The sequence below is a fragment of the Mycolicibacterium moriokaense genome (assembly GCF_010726085.1).
Classification (GTDB): domain Bacteria; phylum Actinomycetota; class Actinomycetes; order Mycobacteriales; family Mycobacteriaceae; genus Mycobacterium; species Mycobacterium moriokaense.
Genome location: NZ_AP022560.1, coordinates 5,790,046 through 5,805,241, shown reverse-complemented (window position 1 = coordinate 5,805,241; position 15,196 = coordinate 5,790,046). Strand labels below are relative to the sequence as shown.

16 protein-coding genes are annotated in these 15,196 nt (G+C 66.6%); 10 read left to right on the top strand and 6 right to left on the bottom strand.

The features are described 5' to 3' along the window. Positions 1-75: 75 nt before the first annotated feature. Positions 76-546 (bottom strand): YciI family protein, encoded by a 471-nt coding sequence (locus G6N43_RS28255; protein WP_083150506.1) that lies wholly within the window; start codon positions 544-546, stop codon positions 76-78. Positions 547-690: 144 nt separating this feature from the next. Between G6N43_RS28255 and G6N43_RS28250 the strand changes: the two genes are divergently transcribed. Together G6N43_RS28250 and G6N43_RS28245 are read left to right on the top strand one after the other, a co-directional pair. Continuing rightward, entirely contained in the window at positions 691-2,301 is a 1,611-nt protein-coding gene (locus tag G6N43_RS28250) for an amidohydrolase (RefSeq protein ID WP_083150505.1), read from the top strand. A 30-nt stretch (positions 2,302-2,331) separates the two neighbouring features. After that, positions 2,332-3,900: a long-chain-fatty-acid--CoA ligase gene (locus G6N43_RS28245; RefSeq protein ID WP_083150504.1), complete on the top strand. Its 1,569-nt coding sequence runs from the start codon at positions 2,332-2,334 to the stop codon at positions 3,898-3,900. On the opposite strand, the gene G6N43_RS28240 is transcribed toward G6N43_RS28245, so the two are convergent. Both G6N43_RS28240 and G6N43_RS28235 read right to left on the bottom strand, forming a co-directional pair. Continuing rightward, on the bottom strand, positions 3,897-4,520 hold the full coding sequence (locus tag G6N43_RS28240) for an SOUL family heme-binding protein (RefSeq protein ID WP_083150503.1): 624 nt from the start codon (positions 4,518-4,520) through the stop codon (positions 3,897-3,899). The two genes, G6N43_RS28245 and G6N43_RS28240, sit on opposite strands and share 4 nt — an antisense overlap. Before the next feature lie 6 nt (positions 4,521-4,526). Beyond that, positions 4,527-5,009, bottom strand: coding sequence for a TspO/MBR family protein (locus G6N43_RS28235; RefSeq protein WP_083150502.1), 483 nt, complete (start codon positions 5,007-5,009; stop codon positions 4,527-4,529). Between the two features lie 69 nt (positions 5,010-5,078). On the opposite strand from G6N43_RS28235, the gene G6N43_RS28230 reads away from it, so the two are divergent. From G6N43_RS28230 to G6N43_RS28220, 3 genes are read left to right on the top strand one after another with little or no spacing between them, the layout of a single operon-like run. Further along, complete coding sequence (locus tag G6N43_RS28230) at positions 5,079-6,047, top strand: o-succinylbenzoate synthase (protein ID WP_083150501.1); 969 nt, start codon at positions 5,079-5,081, stop codon at positions 6,045-6,047. Positions 6,048-6,073: 26 nt separating this feature from the next. Then, the gene (locus G6N43_RS28225) at positions 6,074-7,066 is read left to right on the top strand and encodes a GlxA family transcriptional regulator (protein ID WP_110810340.1); all 993 of its coding nucleotides are present in this window, start codon (positions 6,074-6,076) and stop codon (positions 7,064-7,066) included. Between the two features lie 15 nt (positions 7,067-7,081). Next, positions 7,082-7,822: a DJ-1/PfpI family protein gene (locus tag G6N43_RS28220; RefSeq protein ID WP_275989991.1), complete on the top strand. Its 741-nt coding sequence runs from the start codon at positions 7,082-7,084 to the stop codon at positions 7,820-7,822. 44 nt (positions 7,823-7,866) lie between these two features. Here the strand turns inward: G6N43_RS28220 and G6N43_RS28215 are convergent, their stop codons facing one another. Together G6N43_RS28215 and G6N43_RS28210 are read right to left on the bottom strand one after the other, a co-directional pair. Next, positions 7,867-8,313, bottom strand: coding sequence for a MarR family winged helix-turn-helix transcriptional regulator (locus G6N43_RS28215; RefSeq protein ID WP_083150499.1), 447 nt, complete (start codon positions 8,311-8,313; stop codon positions 7,867-7,869). Positions 8,314-8,322: 9 nt separating this feature from the next. Further along, positions 8,323-9,501, bottom strand: coding sequence for an FAD-binding domain (locus tag G6N43_RS28210; RefSeq protein WP_083150498.1), 1,179 nt, complete (start codon positions 9,499-9,501; stop codon positions 8,323-8,325). Positions 9,502-9,655: 154 nt separating this feature from the next. Between G6N43_RS28210 and G6N43_RS28205 the strand changes: the two genes are divergently transcribed. From G6N43_RS28205 to G6N43_RS28190, 4 genes are all read left to right on the top strand, one after another. After that, positions 9,656-10,156, top strand: coding sequence for a nitroreductase family deazaflavin-dependent oxidoreductase (locus tag G6N43_RS28205; protein WP_083150497.1), 501 nt, complete (start codon positions 9,656-9,658; stop codon positions 10,154-10,156). A 71-nt stretch (positions 10,157-10,227) separates the two neighbouring features. Next, positions 10,228-11,010 (top strand): alpha/beta fold hydrolase, encoded by a 783-nt coding sequence (locus G6N43_RS28200; RefSeq protein WP_083150496.1) that lies wholly within the window; start codon positions 10,228-10,230, stop codon positions 11,008-11,010. 2 nt (positions 11,011-11,012) lie between these two features. Next, positions 11,013-12,665, top strand: a complete 1,653-nt coding sequence (gene menD, locus G6N43_RS28195; RefSeq protein ID WP_083150645.1) for a 2-succinyl-5-enolpyruvyl-6-hydroxy-3-cyclohexene-1-carboxylic-acid synthase — start codon at positions 11,013-11,015, stop codon at positions 12,663-12,665. A 34-nt stretch (positions 12,666-12,699) separates the two neighbouring features. Beyond that, positions 12,700-13,179, top strand: coding sequence for a DUF3592 domain-containing protein (locus tag G6N43_RS28190; RefSeq protein ID WP_083150495.1), 480 nt, complete (start codon positions 12,700-12,702; stop codon positions 13,177-13,179). On the opposite strand, the gene G6N43_RS28185 is transcribed toward G6N43_RS28190, so the two are convergent. Beyond that, on the bottom strand, positions 13,176-13,856 hold the full coding sequence (locus tag G6N43_RS28185) for a DsbA family protein (protein WP_083150494.1): 681 nt from the start codon (positions 13,854-13,856) through the stop codon (positions 13,176-13,178). The two genes, G6N43_RS28190 and G6N43_RS28185, sit on opposite strands and share 4 nt — an antisense overlap. Positions 13,857-13,990: 134 nt before the next feature. Here G6N43_RS28185 and G6N43_RS28180 point away from each other — a divergent pair, with 134 nt between their 5' ends. Next, positions 13,991-15,118 (top strand): glycosyltransferase family 4 protein, encoded by a 1,128-nt coding sequence (locus tag G6N43_RS28180; RefSeq protein WP_083150493.1) that lies wholly within the window; start codon positions 13,991-13,993, stop codon positions 15,116-15,118. Positions 15,119-15,196: the final 78 nt, after the last annotated feature.

The following is a 15,196-nucleotide window of genomic DNA, read 5'->3' as shown; positions in this document are numbered from 1 at the left end:
AACGCCGAATCTGTACCTCTGCAGGCATCCACCTCGAGATTTCTCTGCAGAGATTCAGATTCGGTGGGCCCAGGCTCAGCGGCGGGCGAACCTGTCGGCGTCCGCCCGGGCCTGCGCCGCGATCTTCTCCGCCAGCTCGGCCTTCCACTGGACCTCCTTCTGGACCCAGGGGTTGTCGGCGGGGAACTCGTCGGTCTCCGCCACCCGGCGCACCTCGAGCCTTACGCCAGGACCCAGCGGGCACTTCTGCGCCCACTGCTTGGCCTCTTCCTTCGACGACACGTCGAGGATCCAGAACCCGTTGAACAGTTCCTTCGCCTCGGTGTACGGGCCGTCGGTGACCACCGGCGGGTCGTTGTCGAAGTCGACGACGAAACCCTCCTCGGGACCGGTCAGGCCCTCGCCGGCGAGCAATACGCCGGCCTTGATGAGTTCCTCGTTGTAGCGGCCCATCGACTCGATGACCTCGTTGAAGTCGATATCGGCCTCGGCGAAGGCCTGCGCGCCCTCGGGGGTCACTCGCATGATCATCATGTAGCGCGACATTGGTGTCTCCTTCTAGTCGGGAAGGGCTCGTTCATCCTGTTCTAGGTGCCCCTCGTCTCTACGTCGAATGGCAGCCCATAGAAATCGACACGCTCGGCGAAGTTTTTTCATCGCATCTCGCCGACGGCTGAGACGATTGTCCGCATGCCCGTCGCTGACCTGGTCATTCAGGGGACCGTCCTCACCGTCAACGAAAACCAACCAACCGTGGAAGCCATCGCCGTGGCCGACGGCCGCATCGTCGCGGTCGGCGACCGCTCCGACATCCAGGCCTGGATCGGGCCGCAGACGGAGACGGTGGACCTCGGCGATGGATGCGTCATGCCCGGCATGGTCGAGGCGCACGGCCATCCGCTGATGGAGGCGATCGTGCTGTCGGACCGGATGGTCGACATCCGTCCCGTCACGCTGCCGAACGCCGCCGACGTCGTCGCCGCGATCGAGGCGGAGGTCGCCAAGCGCGGGGCCGCCGGCGCCTACCTCAACGGGTGGGACGCGTTGTTGCAGCGCGGGTTACCCAACCCGACGCTCGCGTGGCTCGACGGTGTCGCTCCAAACCATCCGCTCGTCATCGTGCACAACTCGGGGCACAAGGCGTACTTCAACTCCGCGGCGGCCGTGAAGGTCGGGCTGACGCGTGACACCCCGGACCCGAAGGGCGCCAAGTACGGCCGCGACGCTAACGGTGAACTCGACGGCAGTGCCGAGGAGATCGGCGCGGTGTTCCCGTTGCTGCAGGGGGCGATTCAGCCCAGCGACTATCCCGAGATGCTGCACGCCGAACTCGCCCGACTGAACCGTGCCGGGTTGACGACGTGTTCGGAGATGGCATTCGACCCGGTGTTCCGGACGGTGATCGATCAGATGCGCAACGACCTCACGGTGCGGTTGCGCGTCTACGAGATTTCCACCGCGGCGATGACCACCGACGAGGTGCCCGACAACGGCGACGACATGGTTCGCCAGGCCGGTATCAAGGTCTGGGTCGACGGCTCGCCGTGGATCGGCAACATCGACCTGTCGTTCCCGTACCTGGATACCGAGGCCACCCGCAGCATCGGCATTCCGAAGGGCTCGTGCGGCTGCGCGAACTACACCCGCGAACAGCTGACCGAGATCGTCGGCGCCTACTTCCCGAAGGGATGGCAGATGGCGTGCCACGTCCAGGGCGATGCGGGGGCCGACACCATCCTCGACGTCTACGAGGACGCGCTGCGACGCTGGCCCCGCGACGACCACCGGCTGCGGCTCGAACACGTCGGCGCCATCCGCGACGACCAGTTGCAGCGCGCCCACGATCTCGGCGTCACCTGCAGCATCTTCGTCGACCAGATCCACTACTGGGGCGACATCCTCGTCGACGGCCTGTTCGGATCCGAACGCGGAAACCGCTGGATGCCATGCGGTTCGGCGGTGGCCACCGGGATGCGGATCTCGCTGCACAACGACCCCCCGGTCACGCCCGAGGAGCCGCTGCGCAACATCAGCGTCGCCGTCACCCGCACCGCGCCCAGCGGCCGGGTGATCGGCCCCGAGCAGCGGATCACCGTCGACCAGGCCATTCGCGCCCAGACCATCGACGCGGCCTGGCAGATGCACTCCGACGACGTGATCGGCTCGCTCGAGGTAGGCAAGTACGCCGACATGGTGGTGTTGTCGGCCGATCCCCGATCGGTGCCGCCGGAAACGATCGCCGACCTCGAGGTCCGTGCCACGTACCTGGCGGGCCGACAGGTTTACCCGAAACTCAACTGACGCACCGGCGGACATGGCACGCTTCTGAGCATGTCTGACCTGGCTGATCCCCGCTTTCTCGACGATCGCATCGCCCACTGGGCCAAGGCCACGCCCGACGGCGAGGCGCTGACCTACCTCGAACGAACGTGGACATGGGCGGAGTGGAACGACCGCGTACGCCGACTTGCTGGAGCGCTGAAGGATCGCGGCATCAAGCGCGGCGACGTGGTGGCGTTCCTCGACAAGAACCACCCCGCCTGCGTAGAGCTCACCCTCGCCGCCGCCTCGCTGGGCGCGGCCAACGCGATCATCAACTTCCGGCTGGCCGCCGACGAACTCGACTACGTACTCAACGACTCCGACGCCAAGCTGCTGATCGTCGGTAAGGAACTGCGGTCCAATGTCGACAGGATCCGCGACAAGGTGACGAACATCGAGCACATCATCGAGGTCACGCCGGAGGGCGAGGACGGCGATGAGTACGAGGCCCTGCTGGCCGGCGCAACTCCGGTGGGCCGCGACGCCGATGTCGACCCCGGCGATGTTGCGATCATCATGTACTCGTCGGGCACCACCGGCCGCCCCAAGGGGGTGGAGCTGACGCAGGCCAACATCGTCGCCCACACGATCAACGCGCACGAGGGATTCAACTTCGACCCCGGCGACAAGAGCATGGTGTCGATGCCGCTGTTCCACGTCGGCGGATCGTCCTATGTGCAGTTCGGGATTCACGACGGAATCCCCAGCGTCATGACGCGTGAGGTTGACGGCATGTCGCTGGCCGGCGCAATCCTCAAGGGCGCCAACAGAACCTTCCTCGTTCCCGCGGTGCTGGCCAAGGTGCTCGATTCCGGCGAGGACGCCGTCAAGCTGTTCGGAGCACTGAAGACCTTCGCGTACGGCGCGTCGCCGATGCCCTTGCCGTTGTTGCGTCGCGCGTTGGAGGCATGGCCGAACACCGAATTCATGCAGGTGTACGGCCTGACCGAAGTGTGCGGCGTCATCAGCCACCTGCTTCCCGAGGTGCATCGCGACCCGGGTAAGGAGGAACGGCTCACCAGTGCGGGCACGCTGGTACCCAACGCGGAGGTGCGGGCGGTGGATCCCGACACACTCGAGGATGTGCCGCAGGGCGAGCAAGGCGAATTGTGGTTCCGCACACCACAGTTGATGAAGGGCTACCACAACAAGCCGGAGGCGACGGCGGAGGCGATCACCGAGGACGGCTGGTTCCGCACCGGCGACATCGGCCGTATCGACGAGGAGGGCTTCATCTTCGTCGAGGACCGACTGAAGGACATGATCATCTCCGGCGGCGAGAACATCTACTCGATCGAAGTGGAGCGAGTGCTGGCCGAGCATCCGGCGGTCGTCGACGTCGCGATCATCGGTGTCCCCGACGAGAAGTGGGGCGAGGTCGTCAAAGCCGTTGTGGAGCTTGAGGGTGAGGCCACCGAGGAGGAGCTCATCGCGTTCGCGCGGGAGCGGTTGGCCGCCTACAAGTGCCCGAAGTCGGTCGAGGTTCGCGACGAGTTGCCGCGCAACCCGACCGGGAAGATCCTCAAGAAGGATCTGCGCAAGCAGTACTGGGAGGGGCGCGACCGCGCGACGGTCTAGCGGGAGACGGGGATCGCAACCTCGTTGCGCCGCAGGAACGGCAACGTCCACGGCGGGTCGTAGAACCACGCGACCGCATCGCCTGCGGGTTTGATGCCCTTGTCCAGCAGGGTCTTTCGCAGTTCTTCCGTGCGTTCGGCCACCGCTTTGGGGCTGCGGTCACCGCTGAATCGGAGCACCGCGACGGTCTCGCCGGGCACCGGTGTCAGCCGGACCCTGTCGTCGTCGGGGTCGGGGAGGGTGTCCATCGTCCACTTCGACGGCATGAAGAACTGAATCACCCACTGGTCGTCCGACGTCCGCGATTGTGCGACGGGTGCGGTCATCGCGATCGCATCGGAGGCGGACTGCTGCCCGACGGGCGCCGTCATCGAGATGGTCTCGTCGTGATGGTTGCCGCCGAAGATGTAGTTCGCCAATCGGCGAAAGCCGATGTTGCGGGCGCGGTCCTCGTCACCGTCGACGGTGGTCTCGGCCGCGATGCGTGGGCCGTAGCGTCGGAGTTCGACGTTGTCGGTCAGCGGTTCGCGCAGGTGGTGCGGTTCCTCGGTGCCGATGCGGATGCCGACGATCGACAACATCGACTCGACGATCTGTTCAGGAAGCTTGATGATCTGCATGGTTCCTCAGCGACGGTTCAGGGCCCAGATATGGGTGGACAGGACGGTGGCGAACGCGCACCACGCGGGATAGGCGGCGAGCGGGGCGGCCTTGGCGCCCTGGACTGCGACCGAGCGCCTGGTCAGGTCCGCACTGCTGACTGCCAGCACCCCCGCCGCGATCGCCGCAGTGCCCAGCCGCCGCTGGGTGAAGAACAGCCATGACCAGCTCCCGTTGAGCACCAGATTCGACGCCAATGCGGCGATGTAGGCACGTCGTTCGCGATCCTGGCCACGTTCTTCGAGCTGATCCAGCGTGGCCGCCGAGGTGGCGGCGATATTCGTATAGAGCAGATTCCACACGATCGGAAAGGCCAGTCGCGGCGGCTGATACGGCGGCTTCTTCAGCTTCGCGAACCACGCCGACTGCGCCGGCCTACTCGCCAGCCCACCGAGAAATCCCGTGGTTGCCACCGCCAGGGCGGTCGGGGCGAGCGTGCGCAATTGCATGAGGGTCCTCCTACGATATTTAAGTAACTGAACCATTACCCAGCTCTGTGCGGGGTCAAACCTGGCACTATGAGCACCGTGACCCCGCCGCTGGACGACCTTGTGGACCGGCTGCACGTCGTCGCGCTGCCCATGCGAGTTCGGTTCCGCGGCATCACCGTTCGCGAGGTCGCACTCATCGAGGGACCGGCGGGCTGGGGTGAGTTCGGCGCATTCGTCGAATACGAGCCCCCCGAGGCCGCTCACTGGCTGGCCTCGGCCGTCGAAGCGGCGTATGAGCCCGCACCCGCCGTCCGACGCGATCGCATCCCCATCAATGCGACCGTGCCCGCCGTAGCCGCGGACCGAGTGCCCGAGGTGCTCAACCGGTTTCCCGGCGCGCGCACCGCCAAGGTCAAGGTGGCCGAGCCCGGCCAGAGCCTGGCCGACGACGTCGCGCGCGTCAACGCCGTTCGCGCACTGGTGCCTTCCGTGCGGGTCGATGCCAACGGCGGCTGGACGGTCGACGAGGCGGTCGTGGCGGCCAGCGCGTTGACTGCCGACGGCCCGCTCGAGTACATCGAGCAGCCGTGCGCGACGGTGGCCGAGCTGGCCCAACTGCGCCGCCGTGTTGACGTGCCCATCGCCGCCGACGAGAGCATCCGCAAGGCCGACGACCCGCTGCGCGTGGTGCGCGAGGGCGCCGCCGACGTCGCTGTTCTCAAGGTTGCCCCGTTGGGTGGCGTGACGCGGATGCTCGAGATCGCCGACCAGATCGACATCCCGATCGTGGTGTCCAGCGCGCTCGACTCGGCGGTGGGTATCGGCCGCGGACTGCTGGCCGCTGCCGCGCTGCCTGACCTGCCGTATGCCTGCGGCCTGGGCACGGGCGGACTCTTCGTGGACGACGTCGTCGAACCCGCGGCTCCCGTCGACGGCTACCTGTCCGTCGCTCCGGTGATCGCGGACCCGGCGCGCGTGGCCGCGCTGACCGCCACGCCGGACCGTCGCCAGTGGTGGATCGACCGGATCAAGGCCTGCCGTCCGCTGATGTCCTAATTTGTGGGAACCATGGCCTAGACGCCATGGCGGTGGTCGCCAACACTGAATACGTGCGTTCAGTGGTGATCCTCGGATTTCCGGGTGTCCAGGCTCTCGACCTGGTCGGCCCGTTCGACGTGTTCACCGGCGCCACCCTCTGTCTGGCCGGCCAGGGCCGGTCCGATGAGGGCTATGCCGTGAGTGTCGTGACCCGCGACGGCGAACCGGCGACGACGCTGACCGGTCTCGCACTGGTCGCCCAGCCGTTGCCCGACCCCCGCGAGCCGATCGACACCCTGGTGCTGCCCGGCGGCGTCGGCGTCGACGATGCGCGGCGGGATCCCGACACCCTCGGCTGGGTCAAGATCGTCGCCGAGCAGACCCGTCGCGTCGTCAGCGTGTGCACCGGCGCGTTCCTCGCCGCACAGACGGGGCTGATCGACGGCTGCGTCGCGACCACGCACTGGGCGTTCGCCGACCGGATGGCGCGCGAATTTCCCTCAGTCACTGTCGATCCCGAGCCGATCTTCGTGCGCAGCTCCGACAAGGTGTGGACGGCGGCAGGCGTCACCGCAGGCATCGACCTGGCGCTGTCACTGGTCGAGGACGACTACGGCACCGAGGTCGCGCAGACGGTGGCCCGCTGGATGGTGATGTATCTGCGGCGGCCGGGCGGTCAGACGCAGTTCGCCGCCCCTGTATGGATGCCGCGCGCCAAGCGGGCGCCGATCCGCGCCGTGCAGGATGCCATCGAGGCGGAACCCGGTGGCGCGCACAGCATTCCCGAACTCGCCCGCCGGGCATCGATGAGCCCGCGGCACTTCACGCGGGTGTTCACCGACGAGGTGGGGGAGGCGCCGGGCGCATACGTCGAGCGGATTCGCACCGAGGCCGCTCGACGTCAGTTGGAGGAGACCGACGACACCGTGACGGTGATCGCGGCGCGCTGCGGATTCGGCAGTGCTGAGACGCTACGCCGCAATTTCGTTCGACGACTGGGTATCTCGCCCGATCAGTACCGCAAGACGTTCGCGTAACCAAAGGAGAAGATAATGCAGATCGCGATCATGGTGTACCCCGGGTTCACCGCGCTGGACTTCATCGGCCCCTACGAGGTGTTGCGCAATCTGCCCGGCGCCGAGGTGCGGTTCGTCTGGCACGAGCCGGGCCCGATCACCGCCGACTCAGGGGTGCTGCTCATCGGCGCGACGCACTCCTTTGACGAAACGCCTTCGCCCGACATCATTCTCGTGCCCGGCGGGGCCGGCACGTTCGAGCATGCGCGTGACGAGAAGGTGCTCGAGTGGGTGCGTACAGCCCATGAGACGTCCACCTGGACGACGTCGGTGTGCTCGGGCTCGATGATCCTCGCCGCCGCTGGCGTGCTGGAGGGCCGCCGAGCCACGTCGCATTGGATGTGCCTGCAGATGCTGAAGCCGTTCGGTGTCGAGGCCGTCGGCGACGAGCGCATCGTGCGCGAGGGCAAGATCGTCACCGCGGCGGGCGTTTCGGCGGGTATCGACCTCGGGCTCTGGCTGTTCGGTCAGATCGGTGGCGACGCCAAGGCGAAGGCTGTGCAACTGGTGATCGAATACGACCCCCAGCCGCCCTACGATTCGGGCCACATGTCGAAGGCGTCGGCCGCCACCAAGGCGACGGCGTCGGCGCTGCTCACGATCGACACCATCAAGGAGGGACAGCTGGTGCCGACGGTGCAGCTGATGTGGGACGCGGCGATCCAGCGTGTGCGCAGCGGCCGTAAAAAGCGTGACCGCCATGCGATTTCGGCGTGATGGGTAACGCTCAGCGAGACTGAGCACGCCGAAGTCGCTGCGGGCTAGGCGTGTCCGAGCCGGCGGTACGCCTCGGTGAAGGCACGCGTGCCTCGCATCAGCGCGGTGCGGTCCGCTTCGCTCATGTGACGGGTGACCTCGCCGAAAGCCTGGACGCGCAATTCCGTGAGCTCGTCGAGGATCGCCCGTCCGGCATCGGTCAGTTCGAGCAGGGTTGCGCGCCGGTTGGTCGGCGAGACACTGCGGGTGATGTAGCCGGCGTCGGCCAACCGATCGCTGAGCCTGCTGGCGGTGGAGGGCAGCAGTCCCAAGTCCGCGCCCAGCTCAGTGACCAGACTGGGGCCGAGCCGGTCTAGCGCCTGCAGGGCGCGAAGCGGTGCGAGACCGATTCGCTTCTCCATTCGCTCCAGGACCGACACGTTGAGAGCGAGCAGTCCGCGCGTCGCCCGCTCGAGCTCTAGCAGAAAGGGCGCATCGAGTTTCATCGACATCTGGACCCCTTACAGGTTGTATTCGGGAAGCTCGATGTCATCACGAAGTGCGCGTGACGTCACCAGACGTCCAATCGGGCCGATGTTGAATGCGCGCATCGCCTGGTTGCGTAACCAGATGCCCAGATTGGTCCTGGCGGCGAAGAACGATATGAATCGCGTTGCACCCCTCTGCTTCTCCTCGAGGAACCCGTGCAGCAGGTGGTCGTATGCGACACAGGCTTCGCTGATATTTCCCTTCGAGCGGGCGAGTTCTCCGGCGAGCACATACGCCTCGACCATCGCCAGGCCGGTGCCCTCACCTGCCAACAGGGACACGCACGCGGCGGCATCACCGATGAGTGCGACGCGCCCCGATGTCCACCGTTCGAGTCGAATCTGGCTGACGACGTCGAAGTACAGGTCGTCGACGCTGTCGAGCGCGTCGAGTATCGTTGCGCACTCCCACTCGCCGTCGCCGAATTGGTTGCGTAGCAGCTTCTTACACAACTCCGGACTGTCGGGGATTTCGGGAGTCGGGGACCGGAAGATGAACAACACCAGCGTCCGGTCGCCATTGAGTGAGAACCTACCGATCTGCCGTCCCGGCAGGTTGTGAGTCACGTAGGTGAGCTTGTCGCGTGGCCGATAGCCGTCGATGACGCAGGCGGCGACCTGGCAGCCGAGATAGTGTTCGCAGCTCGTGTCTGGTCCGAAGACAAGCTTTCTGACGGTGGAATGCAACCCGTCGGCGCCGACCACCATGTCGAACACGCGCGGTGCGGAATTCTCGAATGTCACTGCCAGGCAGTCGGTTCTGCCTTCTATCGCTGTGATGCTGTCCGAGTACATCGTTTCAATGTCGGTCTCGACGGTCCGATAGATTGCCGCCGCCAGATCGCCGCGAGCGACGCTGGTGTAGCGACCCTGTGTCACCTGCCGGATGGGTTCCACGCCGAGGCGCGCCGTGATGTCGCCCTTCCCATTGACGGAACGGAGCTCCCTGACCTGATAGCCCGCTTCGCGGATCTCCTTCTCGATACCCATCTTCTGGGCGATGCGGTAACCGAGTCCCCAGAAGTCGATGACGTAGCCGCCGGTGCGGAAGCGCGGCGCTGACTCGATCAACGTCACGTCGTGTCCGGCGCGCAACATCCAGTGGGCGAAGGCAGGCCCGGCGACGCCGGCGCCGCTGATGGCGACCTTCATGTGAGTCTCCCTCCATTGGCTGAGGGGTTCGATTCCCACGCTACCCAGTTCGTGCGAGACGCACAATGTGCAATCTGGATGTGATTTCGGCGTGATGGGTAACGCTCAGCGAGACCGAGCACGCCGAAATCGCAATGCCAGTACGGTCGTAAACGTGGGAATCCCCGAGAATCCGCCCAATCCGCCGTCACGCTTCGTCCAAGCCGCTGCACGCTTCATGGCTACCGGCCCCGCCAAGACGTTCCTGCGCAAAGTCGGCTGGCGATTCGACCGCGGGCTGATCAAGTTGACCAACGGCCACGTGTCGTTGTCGATGGTCCTGCCGGAAGTCCTGCTGACTCACACCGGCGCGAAGACGGGTAAGCAGCGCAGCACGCCGCTGACGTACTTCACCGACGGCGGCCGCGTCATCGTCATCGCCTCGAACTACGGCGACCCGCGTCACCCCGCCTGGTATCACAACGTCAAGGCGAATCCCCGCGTCACACTCTCGTCGCGCGGCTACCGCGGTGCGTACATCGCCGAGGAGATGGTCGGCGAAGAACGCGACCGGCTGTTCGCACTGGCGACCCAGTACATGCCGAATTACGCCGGATACCAGAAGACCACGCAGGGGCGTCAGATCCCGGTGGTGGCCTTCACCGAAGTTTCGTAGCGATTCGTGTGCATTCGCGAGCGCTCACCGCTCCCGAGCGCACACAAATCGCGTCCAGTAGCGTCGTCGGCGTGAATTTGGCGTTCGACGACCGCGGCAATGGCGAGCCGGTGCTGTTCATCGCAGGGCGGGGCGGCGCCGGCCGCACCTGGCACCTGCATCAGGTTCCCGAGTTTCAACGGGCCGGCTATCGATGCATCACCTTCGACAACCGCGGAATCGGCGCCACCGAGAATGCGAGCGACTTCGGCATCGAGCAGATGGTCGCCGACACCGCCGCGCTGATCGAGAAGCTCGACGCCGCGCCGGTGCGCATCGTGTCGGTGTCGCTGGGCTCGTTCATCGCGCAGGAGCTGATGCTCGCCCACCCGGAACTGGTCCGGTCGGCGGTGTTGATGGCGACCAGGGGCCGCGAGGACCGTGTCCGCCAGTTCTTCCGCTCGGCCGAACGCGAGCTCGCCGACTCCGGTATCGAGCTGCCCGCCACCTACGACGCAAAGACCCGCCTCCTGGAGAGCTTCTCCCCGAAGACCCTCAACGACGACAATGCGGTGCGCGACTGGATCGACATGTTCACCATGTGGCCCAACAAGTCGACCCCGGGCATGCGGGCCCAGCTGGACGTCGCGCCGGCCACCAACCGGCTGCCCGCTTACCGAAGTATTAAGACTCCGGTGCTCGTCATCGGTTTCAGCGACGACCTCGCGCTCCCGCCGCACCTCGGCCGTGAGGTCGCCGACGCCCTGCCGAATGGCCGCTACCTGGAGATTCCCGACACCGGCCATCTCGGGTTCCTCGAAAAGCCCCAGGAGGTCAACTCCGCGGTGCTGAAATTCTTCGCCGATAGTCTGTAGTGGTGAACCCCTCGACTGCGCAGGCCCGCGTGGTTGTCGACGAACTGATCCGCGGCGGTGTGCGGGACGTCGTCCTGTGCCCGGGTTCGCGCAACGCTCCGCTGGCCTTCGCGCTGCAGGACGCCGACCGGGCGGGCCGGCTGCGGCTGCACGTCCGCATCGACGAGCGCACCGCCGGGTTCCTGGCGATCGGTCTCGCGGTCGCCGAGCGCGCGCCGGTGTGTGTGGCGATGACGTCGGGCACCGCGGTGGCCAACCTCGGCCCCGCCGTGGTGGAGGCCAACTACGCGCGGGTGCCGCTCATCGTGCTGAGCGCCAACCGGCCCTACGAGTTGCTCGGCACCGGGGCCAACCAGACCTTCGAGCAACTGGGGTACTTCGGCACGCAGGTGCGCGCCAACATCAGCCTCGGGCTCGCCGAGGATGCGCCGGATCAAATCGACGCGTTGAACGCGCAGTGGCGTTCGGCGACGTGCCGAGTATTGGTGGCCGCCACAGGATCTCGGTCGGCAAACGCGGGTCCGGTGCAGTTCGACATCCCGCTACGCGAACCGCTGGTGCCGGATGTGGAAGAACCGGCGACGGCTTACGCGCCGGAGGGGCGCCCCGGCGGCAAGCCGTGGACGTACACCCCGCCCGTCACCTTCGATCAGCCGCTCGACATCGACCTGACGCCCGACACCGTCGTCATCGCCGGGCACGGTGCCGGTGTGCACCCGAACCTGGCCGCGCTGCCGACGGTCGCCGAGCCGACCGCCCCGCCCGCCGAGAATCCGCTGCATCCGTTCGCGCTGCGGCTGGTCCACCCGAAGCAGGTGATCATGCTCGGCCGCCCGACGCTGCACCGCCCGGTGTCGGCGCTGCTGGCCGATCCGGCGGTCCCGGTCTACGCCCTGACGACGGGGCCGCGCTGGCCCGACGTGTCGGGGAACTCGGCGGCCACCGGCACCCGTGCGGTGACCACCGGCAAGCCCGATCCTGCCTGGTTGAAGCGCTGCGCAGAGGTCAACAGGCATGCGGTCGAAGCGGTGCGGACGCAGCTCGAGGCGCATCCGCTCAGGACCGGGCTGCACGTCGCGGCCGCAGTCGCCGATGCGGTGCGCCCCGGGGATCAGCTGGTGCTCGGCGCGTCGAACCCGGTGCGAGACGCTGCGCTGGTCGGCCTGAACACGCACGGGCTGAAGGTGCGGTCGAACCGCGGCGTCGCGGGGATCGACGGGACGGTGTCGACGGCGATCGGCGCGGCGCTGGCCCACGATCGGACGGGGGACGGAAGCGAACCGCGCCGCACCATCGCGTTGATCGGCGACCTGACGTTCGTGCACGACAGCTCTGGGTTGTTGATCGGCCCGACGGAGCCGACGCCGCGCAACCTGACGATCGTGGTGTCCAACGACAACGGCGGTGGCATCTTCGAACTGCTCGAGCAGGGCGATCCGCGCTTCTCCGATGTCTCGTCGCGCATCTTCGGCACACCGCACGATGTGGACGTCGGCGCGCTGTGCCGCGCGTACCACGTCGACAGCAGGCAGATCGAGGTCGACGCTTTGGTGGATGCGTTGAACGAACCGTTCGAGGGGATGCGGGTGTTGGAGGTGAAGGCCGACCGATCGTCGCTGCGGGCGTTGCATGCGTCGATCAAGGCTGCCCTGTGAGCCGAGCGAACGAGATTGCGCTGTGACGGCAGTTATGGCGTTGGGGCGCAAGCTGATTCCGCGGTTGACGCCGCGCCCCGGCGAGACCCGGTCGCAGCGCATCATTCGGCGGATCCGTATCGGGATCGTGCTCGTCGCGTGTCTGGTGACGCTGCAGTCGGTGCTCATGGTGGTCGGGGCATGGCGCAACGACCGGCAGATCGAGCGGCATATGGGCGTCGCGGCCGCCGAGGTACTGAGCGCCGGACCGCGGCGCTCGACGATCGAGTTCGTCACGCCCGACCGCGTGACCTACCGACCCGAACTGGGTGTGCTCTATCCGTCCGAGCTGGAGACGGGCATGCGGATCTACGTCGAATACGACACGAACAACCCGGATCTCGTGCGGGTGCGGGACCGCAACGCGTCGCTGGCGATCATCCCGGCCGGTTCGATCGCCGTCGTCGGCTGGCTGATCGCCGGGGCGGCGCTGGGCGCGCTCGCGTTCCTCGAGCGCCGCCGCACCCGCACCTAGGTCTGCATCAGCTTCGTCAGCCAGTTGTTGTCGTAGATATCGAGCTTCTCGTCGTTCTCCGGGTCGTAAACCGTTGGCGTACCGGTCGTTAGGTTGTCGATCTCGTAGAGATACTCGAAGTTGTTGGTGTCCATGTCCGCCACATCGACTGCCGATCCACCGTCGGCGATACGGTCGACGATCTCGTCCGGCATGCCCGCGGTCTTCGCCATCTCCGCGATCTCGTCGTCGCTGGGCCCGGCCCCACCCTTGGTCCGTTGCTGGTGGGCATACAGCTCTTTGACGAAGCGCTGGAACTGTGTCCCGGTCGCCGCCCCGCCGTCGGCGGCGAGGAACAGCGCATTGCTCACATGCGCCGAGTAGCCGCCGGGGGCGTCGTCGAGGAACGTCAACGGGCGGTACGTGATCTTCAGGGCGCCGACGCCGATGTAGTAGGCGAACTGGTCAGCGAAATCCTTCTGCAGATCCGCGCAGTGGCCACACTGCGGCTCGGTGAAGATCTCGATGCGGGTGGGCGCGTCGTCGAAGCCCGCCACGATTCCGTAGCCGTCCTTGCTCAACGTCAGCGGAGGCTGCGCGGGATCCCGGGTCGCCGTGCCCGCGACCTTCGTGGTGCAGCCCGCAACGGCCAGCACCAGTGCGATGGCCAGTAGCAATGCCGCCCGGGATCTCCGCATGTCAACCGCCTTTCTCTGTGCGCACGATACTTGAAAATCGAACGGCAGAGGCGGACGTTCATCGGCACCAGCTGTTCGCTGGACATATCCCTGGAGGCAACCTCGGCGACAGCCGCCGATGGGACTGTTGGGGCGTGCGGGTCGCCATCGTCGCAGAGTCGTTCCTCCCGAATGTCAACGGCGTCACCAACTCGGTGCTCCGGGTGATCGAGCATCTGCGCCTCACGGGTCACGAGACCCTCGTCATCGCGCCGGACACCCCGCGTGGCGAACCGCCGGCGGACAAGGTTCACGACGGCGTTCGTGTGCACCGGATGCCGTCGCGGATGTTCCCGAAGATCAATTCGCTGCCCCTCGGCGTGCCTCGCCCTCGAATGGTCAGTGTGCTGCGTGGCTTCGACCCGGACGTCGTGCATCTGGCGTCGCCCGCGCTGCTCGGGTGGGGTGGGTTGCACGCCGCGCGTTACCTCGGTGTGCCGACGGTCGCGGTATACCAAACGGACATCGCAGGTTTCGCCGAGAGTTACGGCGTCGGCTTCGCCGCCAGGGCTGCGTGGGCGTGGACGCGGCATCTTCACAGTCGGGCCGATCGCACATTGGCTCCGTCGACCGCGGCGATGGAAAACCTGACTGCGCACCGTATCCCGCGGGTGTACAAGTGGGCGCGCGGGGTCGACATCACCGGGTTCGCGCCATCGGCGCGCGACGACGGCCTGCGCCGGGTGTGGTCGCCGGAGGGTAGGCCGATCGTCGGCTTCGTCGGCCGTCTCGCCCCTGAGAAGCACGTCGAGCGGCTGGCCGTGCTGGCGGAACGTCACGACCTTCAAGTGGTCGTGGTTGGCGACGGCGTCGACCGTTCGGAACTCGAAAATCTGCTGCCTTCAGCAGTTTTCACCGGAGCGCTCTACGGCCGCGAGTTGGCCGCCGCGTACGCCAGCATGGACGTGTTCGTCCATCCCGGCGAGCACGAGACCTTCTGCCAGGCGGTCCAGGAAGCGATGGCGTCGGGCCTGCCGGTGATCGCCCCCGATGCCGGCGGGCCGCGTGATCTCGTCGCGCCGTACCGCACCGGACTGCTGTTGCCCGTCGGCGAATTCGAGGCCAGGCTGCCCGATGCCGTCGACCATTTGATCACCGAACGGCAGCGCTATTCGGTCGCGGCCCGTCGCAGTGTGCTTAGTCGAACGTGGCCGGCGATCTGCAACGAGTTGCTCGGTCACTACGACGACGTCATCGGCCTGCGCCGCCGCAAAGCCGCCTGACCCCTCACGCCGAGCAGACGCGAGCACCCCCAGAATTACCCAATTTGAGGGGTGTTCACGTCTGCTCGCGGAAGAGAA